The following is a 16,735-nucleotide window of genomic DNA, read 5'->3' as shown; positions in this document are numbered from 1 at the left end:
TTCGCATCGCATTAGCTCGCTCTGACCAGCACAGATTTTAGATCTAGCAGCATCCCTTTTGATTTTAATTCTGCATGTACATCAACCGCCTGTTTATGCTGCGACTTGATGTAACGTAAATCATCGAATGGTAGCTGTTCCCACACATCAGCTTTAATAACAGGCGACTTTTCTTGGTTAATAACATTCGGCATTGTTGCGTCTTTAACCGCAGGCTGAGATAGCCATTGGGTAACAACGGGGAGTAACTGGCTTATCGTCAGCTGCGGATTTTCCGTAAAAGCTTTCCGGACCGTCGCCACCAGAAGAGATGAGTCGTAAATATCTTTTAGCAGCAAGTAAATTCGCCGCTCATCTTCTGTCGCTAACTGCTGTAGGGCTATATGTTCCGCCGTCTGTTCTTTCATCGCGGCAATATCTTGCTGTAACTGGATAAGACGCTTATCCATGTCTGGCACCATCAAGTCTGAATATTGAGCAATTTTTTCAGGAATACCCGACCGAAGAGCTGCCAGCATGGGATGAACGGGCTTTAATTCGTCCTCGTACACTTGGCGTAATAATCCAACCGTTATCCGCTCTTTGTTAAGCGCCAACGCCCGCAACTGGGCTAACACGAAAAGCTTCACCACAATATCCATGACACCTTGGCTTAAATCGTACCAAACGGCCCGGATCTCATCGGTTAGCAAGACATCTCGTTTCTGTAACAGCTGCAGCTTCCATAAGTTATTGGTAAAAGCGATCCACTCTTGACTGGGTTTATCCGGATGGCCCTGAGACATCGGTTCCCAGAAAATTGCGCCAAGTCCTGCACCACGGCGGGCAGAACGTAGATCGGCTTCAAATATATCTCTGGCTTTGGGAGTACCAATTAACATAACTGGTACACCGATCGTGTTGACCATGGTGACGAAGAAATTCAGCATTTCCTCCGAACCACCAGATCGTGACCGGCTAAGATGTTGTATCTCATCAATCACCAATAACCCTAATGCATGCACATTAGCTGTTTGCGCCATTAACGCCAATAGTGTTTCAATACCATTTCGACGCTTAAGACCGTATGTTTTTTCGTAATTGGTACCAAGAGCCTTGTCCAGGGATCTGAAAAAATTCAAACATATTTCTTTCAAAGATCCGTTATGTGAGCAATCCACTTTGAGATAAACCACCTGCTCGAAATTAAATTCAGCGTGGTATATCACCTGTGGATAGGTTTGAAGAATTCGCCCCAACGAGGTTGTTTTCCCGCTTCCCGAACAACCAATCAATAACATACTTTGGGCAGTAGATTTTGCATCTTCGAACCTGAATGTGGAAAGATCACCTGTTTGCACGCGTTCATATCCGTTTTGCAGATGTCGCTGCAAATCGCCTGTTTTAGGATTCCGTCCTACATAGCCGCCACGGATCATCAAAGAAACCCTCTCACTCAGCAACATGTGCGCACCCAATGGCTGAAAGAATTCATCTGCTATTCGGCAAATATTATGAGCACGAACAATTCTGGCTTTTTGAAGATCCTCCGAGTGAAAAATCATGCCAGAACGTAATGCATTTGCGCTATCAACCGACTCTTGCAATGGCGGCAAGGCTTCAATAAATGGATTACCTGTATAAGCTGAAACACCTGTATCTCGATAAATCGCTTTGATTTTATAAGTACTCATTCAGCATTCCCCTGGCCGTCATCAAATAATTCCGGCACAAAATGTGGAAGACTGTAATCATCATCAGCTGGATTGAGTGGCATGACATCGGCCAGAGGTTTGCCGGGAGCCACCGTTACTGATTTAGCCCTATTTTGCCGCTCAGCATCTCGTGCACTTTTCTTATTAGCTCTAATCTGCTGAATCCGTTTCTTGCCCGACTCAGTTACAGATGGGGACTGTTTTATTGCATCAACAGTTTTACTCTTGATAAACGCATCCAATTCTCGTCTCTTAGCATCTTCGATAAGTTTGACGTTTGCTTTGTTATGTTTTTCTTCAGCTTGGATATCCCAAACTTGCCAAAATGTCATCCCCCGGAATTGGCGGCTTCTGTCAGTCAAAGAACATTCCCAATAGATGCGACTCCCCGTCTGAGGAAATAAATAGATAGTATCTGCACTGGCGGGATCATAGGCGGCTTCTAGAGATTCAGGTCGATTCACCTCAGTACTTCGGTGTAACCAACCTTCCCGAAGAAGGTCAGTCCCAGTGTAATAAAGACTCCACATGTTCACACCAAGAGAGGAGACGGAGACTTTACGTCGGGGCAGAAGGGCTACTTGTAGTTGCAAGGGGTCAACCTGACGCAATCCGCCAACACGGTGCTGCATACCCCAATTCCATAAATCTCTTGGTATTGATGGAAGATCTGCAGGTAAATCCGCATCTCGGTCGTATTTATCCAGGACATGATAGTTATTTCTGAACAGAATGGTCCGTAATATGATTTGCGAAAAATCACTTATTGGCATGACCGCATCAAGGCGGTAATCTCGCTCGCCATGCTTTTTGACTCTGTTCCCCACAACTACACCTGGAACATAAGGTTTGAATTCCGCCTGCAGGGTACGAAAGCAACTTTCGACGATACCTTTAGCATCACCTCGTCTTGGTGGCGCACTCTCGATACGCAAGTTAAACCCTGAAATCAAAGCATCTACCTGATGGCTCATCATTTCCCCACGATCAGCCAAAATCACATCAGGTAAACCGATACAAGGCCACTCATCCAGGCTGACATCAACACCAAGTTGAGTACAAATATTAGTTTTATCAATACAGGCATTAACGACAGCCTGCATAGCGACCACATAAGACGGATTATCAAAACCGATATAAAAACCCGCTATCATCCGGCTGAACACATCAATAACGATATAAATCGTTGGTCGCCCGATAATTTTACTGCGATCCTCATCATCCACCAGATAGATATCAGCAATGGTAGCGTCAATTTCATACCGGCTTCCAGGTCCTAGAACACTGGCTGTAGCTGTACTGGTTAGTGGTCGAACATCTTTCTTATAGATTCCCGGATGTGTTCTGGCTTCCAACCGCTGTGCTTTTTTATATTCACGATTATAAAAATATCGGAACTGGCGAATTGTAGGCCTGTTCGCTTTTTCAACTTGTGGATAATACTGTTCGAATAGATCGGAAAAACGCCGATAGGCAACCGTTGTTTTTAAACCATCCGCGCTGAGAATATACTTATCAATAGTGAGCCGGAATAGGCGTTCAATATCTGGCGTGACTTTCATCCCTTCACCATCACCAAACTTTCTGGATCGTCCAATCTTTGCCTGGCCACTTGCTGCACGCGTTTTCCCTGGAGCACCACTATTTTTATAATCCGGCAATAGTGAATTTGGTTTTTGCCCTCGTTGCCAGTAACGTCGCAATAACTTGTAGATAGTGGCTACTGAGGCCATACCTGACTTTCTGACTTGTTCCACACGCTGGGCTCGAATTTTTGGCTCAAAACATAGCTCGTCAACAATAATGGGCTGAATAATCAAAAGCCCCTGTTCGCGCTTATTAAAAGCAACTGAACCAACCAGCGGCTCTTCAACATTGATTGAAGCAAAAGGATCAACGTGTCGGAACAGACGCCCTTCGTCAAAATAAGAAATGATTTCTAACTCTGCTCTACGCTCTGGCCGAGCCGTGTCCAAATCCAGGCAAATCCACACAATCTTTCCGGAATTAACAGCCAAAATGCGATAAAGCTTCCCATCAAGTTGCAGCACTTCATTGATTTGCCACATGAAGTAGGGCCTCCATATCATTGAATTGGCAAAAAACCAGTTCAGCTGCTGAGATAGTCCTAAAGACTTTGTGAATATTAAATTTCAGGAATCCATTTGCGATGAGCGTTCGTACATCACGAAGGGTATGTCCTAATTCCAGGCTGTAAGCAGTATCAATTTGTTTACAAATATCAATAACCTTTTTCTCTGGCGCTTTACTGAAAGCCGCATATAGCAACGGAAGTTGTGACAGTAGCCCTGAATCAACTACCCCCTCCGTTTTGGTTGGATACAACCACTCAATATTCTGTCTAATGATGGGATTAATTTCATGTTCGGTAATTAAGAACCAGGGGATTTGTTTTAACTGCCAATAACGCCGCTCTAACTCCAGTTTTTCAATGATTTTGACATCAGATAATGCTTCCATAGGTTTTACCTGAACAGCAAACTGGCGATGCATAGCATTGTCTGTATCAACCAAAAAATCAGAAGACATGACTTGATCAACACCACGGACAGCTGGATGTCTTAATCCATGTTCAGCAGCGATAGCTTGCGTATCCTCGCGTCGAAGTGGAAATTGTTCACGAATATCTGAAATATCAGGAGACCACTCAAAGACCAGAAAGGCCGCAAGCTCAAGATCTGATAATAAATGGTGAACACGACAAGTTTTATGAGAATAAATCCGGTGGGATCGGCCTTCTGAGGGGACATCTTGAACGTAAAGCCATGGTATGTATTTTTTACCACGTCCTTGTCCCCGCCCCTCTTTGATTCGGCGCACAATTTGATGTTCGGAAAGGCACTGCTGAGATCTAGCCATAAAAAAAGTCCAGTATGCTTTTTAACCAGCATAACTGAACTTTTTTACTTTACAACTATTTTGCCCATTTTAGATCTATTTTGTCACGATTTAGATCTATTTTGTTCGTTTTACAACTATTTTGTCATCCCACAAAAGATGTCGGGCGGATACTGTTATTTACTCAACGGTTACCGATTTTGCCAGGTTGCGTGGCTGATCGACATCCGTGCCTTTAATTAAGGCAATATGATACGACAGTAATTGCAGCGGAATAGTATAAAACACCGGTGCCAGTACTTCTTCCACATGAGGGAGCTGAATGATTTTCATATTCGGGCTGTCGGTGAAACCGGCATCCTGATCAGCAAATACATACAGTTGTCCGCCCCGGGCGCGCACTTCTTCGATATTAGATTTCAGCTTTTCCAGTAACTCATTATTTGGCGCAATAATGATGACCGGCATATCAGCATCCACCAGTGCCAGCGGACCATGTTTCAGTTCTCCGGCGGCATAAGCTTCAGCATGGATATAAGAGATTTCTTTCAGTTTCAGCGCACCTTCCATCGCGATCGGGTACTGATCGCCGCGTCCCAGAAACAGGGCATGGTGTTTATCTGAAAATCCTTCTGCCAGTGCTTCGATCTGTTTGTCATGTGACAGGATTTGCTCAATCCGGCTGGGCAGCGCCTGCAGGGCATGAACGATATCATGTTCAACCTGTTCTGGCTGGCCATTCAGCCTTGCCATCTGAGCCACCAGCATCAGCAGTACTGTCAGCTGGGTGGTAAAGGCTTTGGTCGAGGCCACACCAATTTCGACCCCGGCTTTGGTCATCAGTGCCAGGTCAGATTCGCGTACCAGTGAGGAACCCGCCACATTACAAATGGCCAGTGAGCCAAGATAACCCAGTTGCTTAGACAGACGCAGTGCCCCGAGGGTATCTGCAGTTTCGCCGGACTGTGACAAGGTGATCAGCAGACTGTTTTTCCGTACCACCGATTTCCGGTAGCGGAATTCAGAGGCAATTTCAACATCACAGGGGATCCCTGCCAGCGACTCAAACCAGTAGCGGGCCACCAGCCCTGAATTATAAGACGTACCACAGGCCACAATCTGAATATGTTCAGCCTGGCTGAGCAGCTGTTCCGCATCCGGCCCTAATTCACTCAGGTCCACAACCCCCTGATGAAAACGTCCCTGCAGGGTATTTTTCACCGCCATCGGCTGCTCATAAATTTCTTTCTGCATGTAATGGCGATAGAGGCCTTTATCACCGGCATCATACTGGGCAGAAGATTCAATTTCCGGACGGCTAACCGGCTCACCGTCAGCGAAAATATTCACCGACCGCCGGGTGACCTCAGCAACATCACCTTCTTCCAGGTAGATAAAACGCCGGGTAACCGGCAACAACGCCAGCTGATCAGACGCGATAAAGTTTTCTCCGACACCACAACCAATCACCAGCGGGCTGCCTGAACGGGCCGCGACCAGAACCGAAGGATCGTTACTGTCCATGATCACCATACCGTAAGCACCACGCAGTTGCTTAATCACCCGCTGAACAATTTCACGCAGGCTGCCGCCACGTTTTTGCTCGTCATTAATCAGATGGGCAACCACTTCGGTATCTGTTTCAGAGACAAACGTATAGCCCAGAGCCTTAACCTTTACCCGTAGCTCTTCATGGTTCTCAATAATACCGTTATGCACCAGTACAATATTACCGGAGACATGGGGATGTGCATTCTGTTCTGAAGGCTCTCCGTGCGTCGCCCATCGGGTATGAGCAATACCGGTTCCCCCGGGCAATGGCTGCTGTGCAGCAGCCTCTGCCAGTGCCTGAACCTTACCCACACGCCGCAGACGGATCATCTCGCCCGGTTGGTTAACAACGGCCAGGCCTGCTGAATCATAACCACGGTATTCCAGGCGGCGTAAGCCTTCCAGCAGAATTTCCGCAATATCACGTTGTGCAACTGCACCCACTATTCCACACATATTTTTTAATCCTGACGTTATGGCGTATTCGCCATAGAGATTGTCATCTGACCTGATGTTCCGTCGCGACGGATCCCCCGAGCCTTGCAGAGAATGGGGGTTATTATTTGTCACAGCCTGTCCGGTGCCGGTCTGTGCCGGCTGGCCGGGAAATATCAGATAATTTATTTTTTTACCGGCCGCAGCCAGTCAGCTTTTACACTTTGTTGCTTTGGATTATAAACCAGCGCTTCATGGTTTATATCTTTCATTACTGTGGTTCCCGCCGCAATAGTCACCCCGTCAGCGACCGATACCGGGGCAATAAACTGGCTGTCAGACCCGACAAACACATTATCACCGATAATGGTTTGTGATTTATTCTGCCCGTCATAATTACAGGTAATCGTCCCGGCACCAATATTGACTCCGGCGCCGATCTGCGCATCGCCCAGGTAGGTTAAATGGCCGGCTTTTGAACCGCTACCCAGTGCCGATTTTTTAATTTCGACAAAGTTACCCACATGAACTTGTTCAGCTAACGAGGTACCTGGCCTCAGGCGGGCAAAAGGCCCCACAGTACAGGCACTTTCCAGCCGGGCATCTTCAATGACGGAATAAGGACTGATTTCACAGCCATCACCGATCACGCTGTTTTTAATAATACATCCGGCACCGATTTTCACTCCATTGCCGAGCGTAACCTTACCTTCAAGGATCACATTAATATCAATGCTGACATCGCGGCCATGTTGCAGCTGCCCGCGTAAATCAAAACGTGCCGGATCGCTTAACATAACCCCGGCCAGCAAGAGTTTATCCGCCGACTGACGCTGATAGATCCGTTCCAGGGTTGCCAGTTGTTGCCGGTTATTAACCCCTTCCGTTTCACTGCTGTTTTGCGGATGAACGGCGGCAATACGGCACCCTTGCTGGTGGGCCATCGCGATAATATCAGTAATATAATACTCTTTCTGGGCATTATTGTTGGTCAGTTTAGCCAGCCAGCGCCGCAGATCACCACCATTGGCCAGCAGGATACCGGTATTAATTTCGTTGATAGCCAGCTGCTGCGGGCTGGCATCTTTCTGTTCGACAATCCCGGTAATTTCGCCGTTTTCACGGACAATGCGGCCATAACCGAACGGATTATCCAGTACCACTGTCAGCAATCCGATGCCACCTGCGGGTTTCTGCAGACGTAACTGTTGTAATGTCTGCTCAGAGATCAGCGGGACATCACCGTATAACATCAGAATATCTTCATCATCAGTAAAGAAAGGGGCTGCCTGTTGCATAGCATGGCCGGTACCCAGCTGCTCAGCCTGTTCAACCCAGTGTAATATCGGGTCATTAAGGGTGTTTTTCAATAACTCACCACCATGACCATACACCAGGTATATATTATCCGCACCCAGCCCCTTTGCCGCATCAATCACATGCTGCACCATAGGTTTTCCGGCCAGCTGATGGAGCACTTTCGGGAGATCCGAATACATCCGGGTCCCCTTACCGGCAGCAAGGATCACCACACTCATTTTTTTATCTGCCATCATCTGCCATCACTTTTATTTAATCGGGTAAAGCAAAGAGTATACAGTATAAGGATACCTGACTGCATAATCTGCCCGCGGGCTGCTCTCTGCGGAGACAGGATGCTGAGCCGCTGTTTCAGGAGATTATCCGCTCCCTGGCCGGATCAGGCACATAAAAAAAGCCGGTAAGCTTCCACTTACCGGCTTTTTTGCAGCGTAATGATCTTACATCACTTTCCTGGTCAGTTCGATGACGCGCAGTTTAGCAATAGCTTTCGCCAGTTCAGCAGAGGCCTGAGCATAGTCCACATCACCGTGGCTTTTGTTCATATGATCTTCTGCTTTACGTTTTGCTTCCAGAGCACGTGCTTCGTCCAGATCCTCACCACGGATGGCTGTATCAGCCATAACCGTAACACTTTCGGGCTGAACTTCCAGAATCCCCCCGGAGAGATAAATAAACTCTTCGTGGTTATTCTCTTTAACGATACGAACCATACCAGGTTTGATGGCAGTCAGAAGTGGTGCGTGACCGTGGAAAATCCCCAGCTCACCTTCACTTCCTGACACCTGGATATGCTGTACACTGCCGGCAAACATTTGTTGTTCAGCGCTGACAACATCCAGGTGATAACTTTTAGCCATATCAATCCTCCCGGGAAACTGAAATTACAGTTTCTTCGCTTTTTCTACAGCTTCGTCGATGGAACCAACCATGTAGAACGCTTGCTCAGGCAGATGGTCAAACTCACCGTCCATAATGCCTTTGAAGCCACGGATGGTATCTTTCAGAGAAACGTATTTACCTGGTGCACCGGTAAAGATTTCTGCGACGAAGAATGGCTGAGACAGGAAACGCTGAATTTTACGTGCACGGGACACCAGCAGTTTGTCGTCTTCAGACAGTTCATCCATACCCAGAATCGCGATGATATCTTTCAGTTCCTGGTAACGCTGTAACAGAGACTGTACGCCACGCGCAATATCATAGTGCTCCTGACCCACAATCATCGGATCCAGCTGACGGCTGGTGGAATCCAGCGGGTCAACCGCAGGGTAAATACCCAGTGATGCGATCTGGCGGCTCAGAGTCACCGTTGAGTCCAGGTGAGCAAAGGTGGTTGCCGGAGACGGGTCAGTCAGGTCATCCGCAGGTACATACACTGCCTGTACGGAAGTGATAGAACCGGTTTTGGTTGACGTGATACGTTCCTGCAGTACACCCATCTCTTCTGCCAGTGTTGGCTGATAACCTACCGCAGAAGGCATACGACCCAGCAGTGCTGATACTTCAGTACCGGCCAGGGTATAACGATAGATGTTATCGACAAACAGCAGAACATCACGGCCTTCGTCACGGAATTTTTCAGCCATAGTCAGACCGGTCAGCGCAACACGCAGACGGTTTCCTGGTGGCTCGTTCATCTGGCCATACACCAGAGCAACTTTATCCAGAACGTTAGACTCGGTCATTTCGTGGTAGAAGTCGTTACCTTCACGGGTACGCTCACCCACCCCTGCAAATACAGAGTAACCGGAGTGTTCAATTGCGATGTTACGGATAAGTTCCATCATGTTGACGGTCTTACCTACACCCGCACCACCGAACAGACCTACTTTACCGCCTTTAGCAAACGGACAAATCAGGTCGATAACCTTGATGCCTGTTTCCAGCAGTTCGGTGGAGTTAGCCAGTTCTTCGTAGCTTGGTGCTGCACGGTGAATAGAGTTTACTTCAACGGTGCTGCCATCTTCGTTCTGCAGATCGCCTTTCATATCGATAGGCTGACCCAGAACGTTCATGATACGGCCCAGAGTAGCTTTACCTACCGGTACCTGAATCGGTTTTTGCAGATCGGTCACCTTAAGGCCACGTTTCAGGCCGTCAGAAGTACCCATTGCAATCGTACGAACAACACCACCGCCCAGCTGCTGCTGAACTTCCAGCACCAGACGGTTATCACCATTTTCAACCTCAAGGGCGTTGTACACCTGTGGTACAGCGTCCTGAGGGAACTCGACGTCAACTACGGCGCCGATAATCTGGACAATCTTTCCAGCTGCCATCTTGAATCCTCTACCTAATTCGTTACCTGGTTAAACCGCGGAGGCCCCCGAGACGATCTCGGTAAGTTCCTGGGTGATGCTGGCCTGGCGGGCTTTGTTGTAAACCAACTGAAGCTCTTTGATAAGCTCGCCACCGTTATCGGTTGCCGCTTTCATCGCCACCATACGTGCTGCCTGCTCGCTGGCCAGGTTCTCTACAACACCCTGATAAACCTGAGACTCGACGTAACGACGCAGCAGAGTATCCAGCAGCGCTTTCGGATCGGGTTCGTACAGGTAATCCCATGTTTTCTTCTTCAGTTCTTCATTATCTTCTGCTGGCGGTAACGGCAGCAGCTGATTGAGCACCGGAGTCTGGGACATGGTGTTGTTAAATTTATTACTGACAACATAAAGCTTGTCGATCCGGCCTTCATCGTAAGCCTGCAGCATCACTTTTACCGGGCCAATCAGATCAGACAGTGCAGGCTTATCGCCCAGACCGTTTACCTGAGCCACGATATCCGCGCCTGCGGCACCGAAGAAAGACAGGCCTTTGGAACCGATAATGGCCAGTTCACTCTGAACGCCTTTATCAGACCATGCTTTCATATCTGCCAGCAATTTCTTGAACAGGTTAATGTTCAAACCACCACAAAGCCCGCGGTCAGTAGATACGACCAGATAGCCGACGCGCTTAACGTCACGCTCTTCCAGGTAAGGGTGCTTGTATTCCAGATTCCCTAACGCTAAGTGACCAATCACTTTGCGAATGGTTTCTGCATACGGACGGCTGGCCGCCATGCGTTCCTGCGTTTTACGCATTTTGGAGGCGGCGACCATTTCCATCGCTTTGGTGATTTTCTGCGTATTCTTTACGCTTCCAATCTTACTACGTATTTCTTTTGCGCCGGCCATGAGCTTCTCCTCAAAGTCAGGCGGCCTGCCATTTCAGGCAAGCCGCAAGACATTACCAGGACTGAGTTGCTTTAAACGAATCGAGCAGCGCTTTTAACTTCGCTTCGATTTCGCCATTAAAGTTACCCGCTTGGTTGATTTCCTGCATCAGTTCAGCGTGTTCACGCTCAGCGAATGACAGCAGAGAAGACTCAAAGCTGAGGATTTTAGCAACCTCAACATCGCCCAGGTAACCGCGCTCAACCGCAAACAGGACCAGGCCCTGCTGAGCAACAGACATCGGTGCATACTGCTTCTGCTTCAGCAGTTCAGTGACTTTCTGACCGTGTTCCAGTTGCTTACGGGTAGCATCATCCAGATCTGACGCGAACTGAGAGAACGCCGCCAGTTCACGATACTGTGCCAGAGCGGTACGGATACCCCCGGACAGTTTCTTGATGATTTTCGTCTGTGCTGCACCACCTACACGGGATACAGAGATCCCCGGGTTAACAGCCGGACGGATACCGGAGTTAAACAGGTTAGATTCCAGGAAGATCTGACCATCTGTAATCGAAATTACGTTAGTCGGAACGAACGCAGAAACGTCACCCGCCTGAGTTTCAATGATAGGCAGAGCTGTCAGAGAACCGGTTTTACCTTTCACTGCACCTTTAGTGAATGCTTCAACGTACTCAGCATTTACGCGTGATGCACGCTCCAGCAGACGGGAGTGGAGGTAGAAAACGTCACCAGGGAATGCTTCACGGCCTGGCGGACGACGCAGCAGCAGTGAAATCTGACGGTAAGCAACAGCCTGTTTTGACAGGTCATCATAAACGATCAGAGCATCTTCACCGCGGTCACGGAAGTATTCACCCATCGCACAACCGGCATAAGGTGCCAGGTATTGCAGGGCTGCAGACTCGGAAGCAGAGGCAACCACCACGATGGTGTTCGCTAATGCGCCGTGCTCTTCCAGTTTACGTACCACGTTAGAAATAGTGGACGCTTTCTGGCCGATAGCAACATAGACACATTTAATGCCTGAATCACGCTGGTTGATGATGGCATCGATAGCCATCGCTGTTTTACCTGTCTGACGGTCACCGATGATCAGCTCACGCTGACCACGTCCGACCGGGATCATGGAGTCAACAGCTTTATAACCGGTCTGAACAGGCTGATCGACTGACTGACGATCGATAACACCCGGTGCAATAACTTCTACAGGAGAGAAGCCATCGTTATCCACAGGGCCTTTACCGTCAATTGGCTCACCCAGGGTGTTAACAACACGCCCCAGTAAACCACGACCAACCGGTACTTCCAGAATACGGCCAGTACATTTCACTTTCATGCCTTCGGCAAGATCCATGTATGGGCCCATAACCACTGCACCTACAGAGTCACGCTCCAGGTTCAGTGCGATAGCGTAACGGTTACCCGGCAGGGCAATCATCTCACCCTGCATTACATCGGCCAGGCCGTTGATGCGGATGATACCGTCACTTACAGAAACAATAGTACCTTCATTGTGAGCTTCGCTCACCACATTGAACTGAGCAATGCGCTGCTTGATCAGTTCGCTGATTTCGGTGGAATTCAGTTGCATATGCTCCAGTCCCCTTAAGACTGCAAGTCGTCTGCCAGACGGTCAAGACGGCCACGTACGCTGCCATCAATGACCATGTCACCAGCCTGGATGACTACGCCCGCAATTACAGACTTATCGATTTTGCAATTCAGCTTAACTTTGCGTGATAAACGTTTTTCCATCGCAGCACTGATTTTAGCCAGCTGCTCTTCACTCAATTGATTGGCTGAAGTTACATCAACCTCTGCAATCGCTTCATAAGCGTCACGTAATTGAATGAATTGTTCCAAAACAGCAGGAAGCGCTTTCAAACGTTTATTATTTGCCATTACCTTAATCAGGTTCTGACTATTTTCATCGAGTTGATCACCACAGATGGCAATAAAGGTTGATGATACTGTTTCTGGCGCTTTCGCACCGGAAAGAAGTTCAGCAACTTGTTTATCACTTGCAACATCTGCAGAAAATGCCAGCATGCTCTGCCAGCGATCAATACTTTGATGCTCAACAGCAAAGTCAAAAGCTGCTTTGGCGTAGGGGCGAGCTACAGTAGTAAATTCAGACATCAGCCCCTCCCTCCTTACAGTTCAGCGACCAGTTTATCAACGATGTCGCTGTTAGCAGCTTCATCAACGGAACGCTCAATAATCTTCTCGGCACCCGCAACGGCCAGCAACGCTACCTGCTTACGTAATTCTTCACGTGCACGTTTACGTTCGGCATCAATTTCGGACTGAGCCTGAGCTACGATTTTGTGACGTTCAGCTTCAGCTTCGGCTTTTGCTTCATCCAGAATCTGGGCACGACGTTTATTTGCCTGCTCGATAATGACCTGAGCATCTTCTTTGGCTTTTTTCAGCTGTTCGGACGCATTAGCCTGAGCGATATCCAGGTCTTTTTGAGCGCGTTCTGCAGAAGCGAGACTATCAGCAACTTCTTTCTGACGTTTCTCGATAGCTGCCATAATCGGCGGCCATACGTACTTCATACAAAATGCGACGAACAGGATAAACGCAATGGCCTGGCCGAGGATTGTTGCATTAATATTCACAGCACAATGCCTCTTGTTAAGTTAGCTTGCTCTGCCGTTACCAACGTATTGGTAAACGGCAGAATTCGTTCATTCGCATAAAATCGCGATATGAACAACCGTATTACCAGGCGTGACTAGGCGACAGCAAACATCACGTAGAGACCCAGACCTACAGCGATCATTGGGATAGCATCCACCAGACCCATAACAACAAAGAACTGAGTGCGCAGCAGAGGAATCAGGTCAGGCTGACGAGCAGCACCTTCCAGAAATTTACCACCGAGGATGCCGATACCGATCGCAGCACCGATTGCCGCCAGACCCATCATCACAGCGGCAGCCATGTACAGCAGATCCATACTCACGTTTTCCATGACAGTCTCCAGTTTGTTTCAATAAATTCAGTAGTGTTGAGATAAAAAATCAATGTTCTTCAGATGCCATCGACAGATAGACAATCGTGAGGACCATGAAAATAAACGCCTGTAACGAGATAATCAATATGTGGAAAATGGCCCATGGCACATTCAGAACCCACTGTGACCACCACGGTAACAGTCCCGCAATCAGGATAAAGATCAGTTCACCCGCATACATGTTACCGAACAGTCGCAGACCGAGAGAAACCGGTTTGGACAGCAGGCTAACACCTTCAAGAATCAGGTTGATGGGGATAAAGATCGGGTGGTTGAAAGGCTGCAGAGTCAGTTCTTTAGTAAAACCACCCACGCCTTTCATTTTGATGCTGTAAAACAGAATCAAAATAAATACGCCCAGCGCCATAGATAATGTCACATTCACGTCAGCGGACGGCACAACACGTAATGCCGGCAAACCAAAGACATGCTCGCCCAGATAAGGCAGCAGATCGATTGGTAACAAATCCATGAAGTTCATTAAAAAGACCCAGACAAAAATAGTCAGAGCCAGCGGGGCGATAAGTTTGCTTTTGCCGTGATACATATCACGAACGTTGCCATCGACGAAACCAACAACCAGTTCAATAGCCGCCTGCAGTTTTCCCGGAACACCGCTGGTGACATGTTTTGCCACTTTACGGAACAGTACCAGAAAGACCAGACCCAGTACGACAGAGAAAAACATGGAATCCAGGTTTAACGTCCAGAAAGTTGCCGGAGCGTCGTGCGCATTCACCAACTGGAAAGTACGTAAATCAAGCTGCAAGTGTTGCAGGTGATGACTTATGTATTCCTGTGGGGTTGAGATTTCTCCTGCGGCCATGATGCATCTTACCCTTTTTTGTTAATTACAACCGGTGCAATGATTTGCACCACCAGCACCGATAACCAGCTCAGTCCAAGAGGCCAAAACACCGCCCCGAACACACCCAACGCCACAACAAGCAATACGATGGTGGTGAATACCTTGCAGACTTCACCTAATGCAAAAGTCCAGGCAACACGCCCTTTAGCCGGTGATTGCCCTTGCAGGCGCCAGGCCAGAAACGTAAACAGGACAGCCGGCAACCAGGCCGATAGCCCCCCTGCCAGAGCAGAAGCTCCCCAGTGAATGCTTTTCAAAGTAAAGAGAATACTGATGAGTAAAACGATCACCAATTGAATAAGCAGCACTGTCCTGGCTAATCTCAAACTATAAAGAGATACAGACATTACTTTCTTACTCTCCTTTACTTATGTTGGGTATATCGTGTGTTCTACACAAACTGCTGTGATCACCCCCGAAGAGATGAACAGCAAAAGCCGTGCAAATTATACGGGGCACTCCTGCGATTTCAATCTGTAAGTAGAGAAAAGGTGAACAATTATTTAAATTTCTTTCTGAAAAGGTGTTTTCACCAATAATCTTCGCCAAAAATCGCAGAATACAAAGAGACTGCCCGATCTGATGGCCTCTTTTCCTCGGTGTTTTATGAACCGGAGACGATACTACACCCTGAAAAAACAATTAGCCTTACATTTATTGCTGTTATTTGAACGTTAATCATTTCATTTATTTATCATTTATTTTACATACCTGCCACGGCGCAATGACCAGACCGCGTCAGTATATTAAAAAATAAAAGGAAGTTATAAAATAAACACGGGGTTTTTAGCGCAGCAGAATATGCAGTCTGATAACAATACTAATTTAACCGCAATAAATCACGTGGCAAAAAAGCAGGAATAGCAAAAAATGCAGGTGTCTTCAGAGAATCTGTCCGCAAATAATAAAGAGGCGCTGATCGGGTCAGCGCCTCTGACATGATACAAATCAGTCACGTCTAAAAATGCAGATGCTAACGACAGAGAGAATAAAATCTCCCGGCTTACACATCAGCTGGCCAGAAATTTTTTAGCATTATCGACAATGCTCACCACCCCAAGACCGATACCGGTCGTGGCAAGAATCGGGCTCAGACCAACAATCGCCCCGATACCTGCGCCAAGCAATGCGCCGGAGGTTTTAAAGCTCAGCGACTGGCCTTTAAGGGCACCGACCCCGGCATCAACGATAGAGCCAATGGTGAAACCCAGTAAGCCACCGACAGGTCCGGTAACCAGAGTAAACAAACCACCACTGATCTGAGTGGTTTCTGTTATTGAAAGTTCTTTCATGTAATATCCTTATTTTCAGAAGATAAATACTGTTCCGGTGTTAACAATATTGTCCGGCCCGGTAACAGCCGGGTAACCTTACCCGCTGGCACACTAAATCAAATAAAATACTTAGTAAACAAAAGGATAATTATTAATAAATTCTGATTTGTCTTTATTTCATATCGTTCATTAGTCATCAGTTTTTCTGTTTAATTAAGGAATAATAATTACAGACCGCATGGCAGATAATCAGGTAACTTCAGGAAACCATGGCAGGAAACGAATAAAAACATAATAAAATCATGATGATAAAATTTTTTTCAGGAAGCGCTGTTTATCCGGACTGAATAAACTGAATAAAACAGCACACCGGAAAAAATCTGTCCCCCGGAATACACATCTGTCCAGACAGACGAATATATCCGGCAAGTAATTAGCATGCTATTTATTAACGTAAAGTGATTTGTTAGCGGATATCTGCTGAGATACAGACCCGCAGGCAGCGGCAGAGAGTGTGAAATGAATTATTT

General features: G+C 47.4%; 15 protein-coding genes. All 15 read right to left on the bottom strand.

Annotated features, from left to right (window positions below; genetic code table 11):
• Positions 1-11: 11 nt before the first annotated feature.
• Positions 12-1,673, bottom strand: a complete 1,662-nt coding sequence (locus JK211_RS13070; protein ID WP_212709107.1) for an ATP-binding protein — start codon at positions 1,671-1,673, stop codon at positions 12-14.
• On the bottom strand, positions 1,670-3,763 hold the full coding sequence (locus JK211_RS13065) for a DDE-type integrase/transposase/recombinase (RefSeq protein ID WP_212709106.1): 2,094 nt from the start codon (positions 3,761-3,763) through the stop codon (positions 1,670-1,672). The genes JK211_RS13070 and JK211_RS13065 overlap by 4 nt, the downstream gene beginning before the upstream one ends.
• On the bottom strand, positions 3,747-4,574 hold the full coding sequence (locus JK211_RS13060) for a TnsA endonuclease N-terminal domain-containing protein (protein WP_212709105.1): 828 nt from the start codon (positions 4,572-4,574) through the stop codon (positions 3,747-3,749). The genes JK211_RS13065 and JK211_RS13060 overlap by 17 nt, the downstream gene beginning before the upstream one ends.
• Before the next feature lie 159 nt (positions 4,575-4,733).
• Positions 4,734-6,560 (bottom strand): glutamine--fructose-6-phosphate transaminase (isomerizing), encoded by a 1,827-nt coding sequence (gene glmS / locus JK211_RS13055; protein WP_212709104.1) that lies wholly within the window; start codon positions 6,558-6,560, stop codon positions 4,734-4,736.
• A 164-nt stretch (positions 6,561-6,724) separates the two neighbouring features.
• Positions 6,725-8,092 (bottom strand): bifunctional UDP-N-acetylglucosamine diphosphorylase/glucosamine-1-phosphate N-acetyltransferase GlmU, encoded by a 1,368-nt coding sequence (gene glmU, locus JK211_RS13050; RefSeq protein WP_212709119.1) that lies wholly within the window; start codon positions 8,090-8,092, stop codon positions 6,725-6,727.
• Positions 8,093-8,299: 207 nt separating this feature from the next.
• Positions 8,300-8,719 carry a F0F1 ATP synthase subunit epsilon gene (locus JK211_RS13045; RefSeq protein WP_212709103.1) on the bottom strand — a complete coding sequence of 140 codons (420 nt, stop codon included), beginning with the start codon at positions 8,717-8,719 and terminating at the stop codon, positions 8,300-8,302.
• 24 nt (positions 8,720-8,743) lie between these two features.
• On the bottom strand, positions 8,744-10,141 hold the full coding sequence (atpD, locus tag JK211_RS13040; RefSeq protein ID WP_212709102.1) for a F0F1 ATP synthase subunit beta: 1,398 nt from the start codon (positions 10,139-10,141) through the stop codon (positions 8,744-8,746).
• Positions 10,142-10,171: 30 nt separating this feature from the next.
• Entirely contained in the window at positions 10,172-11,038 is an 867-nt protein-coding gene (atpG, locus tag JK211_RS13035) for a F0F1 ATP synthase subunit gamma (RefSeq protein WP_212709101.1), read from the bottom strand.
• 52 nt (positions 11,039-11,090) lie between these two features.
• Positions 11,091-12,632: a F0F1 ATP synthase subunit alpha gene (gene atpA, locus JK211_RS13030; protein WP_212709100.1), complete on the bottom strand. Its 1,542-nt coding sequence runs from the start codon at positions 12,630-12,632 to the stop codon at positions 11,091-11,093.
• 14 nt (positions 12,633-12,646) lie between these two features.
• On the bottom strand, positions 12,647-13,180 hold the full coding sequence (gene atpH / locus JK211_RS13025; RefSeq protein WP_212709099.1) for a F0F1 ATP synthase subunit delta: 534 nt from the start codon (positions 13,178-13,180) through the stop codon (positions 12,647-12,649).
• A gap of 14 nt (positions 13,181-13,194) precedes the next feature.
• Complete coding sequence (gene atpF, locus JK211_RS13020; RefSeq protein ID WP_212709098.1) at positions 13,195-13,665, bottom strand: F0F1 ATP synthase subunit B; 471 nt, start codon at positions 13,663-13,665, stop codon at positions 13,195-13,197.
• 116 nt (positions 13,666-13,781) lie between these two features.
• Positions 13,782-14,021 (bottom strand): F0F1 ATP synthase subunit C, encoded by a 240-nt coding sequence (gene atpE / locus JK211_RS13015; RefSeq protein WP_212709097.1) that lies wholly within the window; start codon positions 14,019-14,021, stop codon positions 13,782-13,784.
• Between the two features lie 49 nt (positions 14,022-14,070).
• Positions 14,071-14,889: a F0F1 ATP synthase subunit A gene (gene atpB, locus JK211_RS13010; RefSeq protein ID WP_212709096.1), complete on the bottom strand. Its 819-nt coding sequence runs from the start codon at positions 14,887-14,889 to the stop codon at positions 14,071-14,073.
• An 8-nt stretch (positions 14,890-14,897) separates the two neighbouring features.
• Positions 14,898-15,278 (bottom strand): F0F1 ATP synthase subunit I, encoded by a 381-nt coding sequence (gene atpI / locus JK211_RS13005; RefSeq protein ID WP_212709095.1) that lies wholly within the window; start codon positions 15,276-15,278, stop codon positions 14,898-14,900.
• A 663-nt stretch (positions 15,279-15,941) separates the two neighbouring features.
• Complete coding sequence (locus JK211_RS13000) at positions 15,942-16,223, bottom strand: hypothetical protein (RefSeq protein WP_212709094.1); 282 nt, start codon at positions 16,221-16,223, stop codon at positions 15,942-15,944.
• Between the last annotated feature and the right edge of the window lie 512 nt (positions 16,224-16,735).

This window comes from Tatumella sp. JGM130 (genome assembly GCF_018257525.1).
GTDB classification, from domain to species: domain Bacteria; phylum Pseudomonadota; class Gammaproteobacteria; order Enterobacterales; family Enterobacteriaceae; genus Tatumella; species Tatumella punctata.
The sequence above is the reverse complement of the archived record's forward strand: the minus strand, read 5'-3'. Positions and strand labels throughout refer to the sequence as shown.

Coding starts and splice junctions, on each gene's coding strand:
- atpG (WP_212709101.1), bottom strand. CDS start 11,038: ATGGCCGGCGCAAAAGAAATACGTAGTAAGATTGGAAGCGTAAAGAAT.
- atpI (WP_212709095.1), bottom strand. CDS start 15,278: ATGTCTGTATCTCTTTATAGTTTGAGATTAGCCAGGACAGTGCTGCTT.
- JK211_RS13070 (WP_212709107.1), bottom strand. CDS start 1,673: ATGAGTACTTATAAAATCAAAGCGATTTATCGAGATACAGGTGTTTCA.
- JK211_RS13000 (WP_212709094.1), bottom strand. CDS start 16,223: ATGAAAGAACTTTCAATAACAGAAACCACTCAGATCAGTGGTGGTTTG.
- atpB (WP_212709096.1), bottom strand. CDS start 14,889: ATGGCCGCAGGAGAAATCTCAACCCCACAGGAATACATAAGTCATCAC.
- JK211_RS13060 (WP_212709105.1), bottom strand. CDS start 4,574: ATGGCTAGATCTCAGCAGTGCCTTTCCGAACATCAAATTGTGCGCCGA.
- JK211_RS13065 (WP_212709106.1), bottom strand. CDS start 3,763: ATGTGGCAAATCAATGAAGTGCTGCAACTTGATGGGAAGCTTTATCGC.
- JK211_RS13045 (WP_212709103.1), bottom strand. CDS start 8,719: ATGGCTAAAAGTTATCACCTGGATGTTGTCAGCGCTGAACAACAAATG.
- glmS (WP_212709104.1), bottom strand. CDS start 6,560: ATGTGTGGAATAGTGGGTGCAGTTGCACAACGTGATATTGCGGAAATT.
- atpH (WP_212709099.1), bottom strand. CDS start 13,180: ATGTCTGAATTTACTACTGTAGCTCGCCCCTACGCCAAAGCAGCTTTT.
- atpE (WP_212709097.1), bottom strand. CDS start 14,021: ATGGAAAACGTGAGTATGGATCTGCTGTACATGGCTGCCGCTGTGATG.
- atpA (WP_212709100.1), bottom strand. CDS start 12,632: ATGCAACTGAATTCCACCGAAATCAGCGAACTGATCAAGCAGCGCATT.
- glmU (WP_212709119.1), bottom strand. CDS start 8,092: ATGGCAGATAAAAAAATGAGTGTGGTGATCCTTGCTGCCGGTAAGGGG.
- atpD (WP_212709102.1), bottom strand. CDS start 10,141: ATGGCAGCTGGAAAGATTGTCCAGATTATCGGCGCCGTAGTTGACGTC.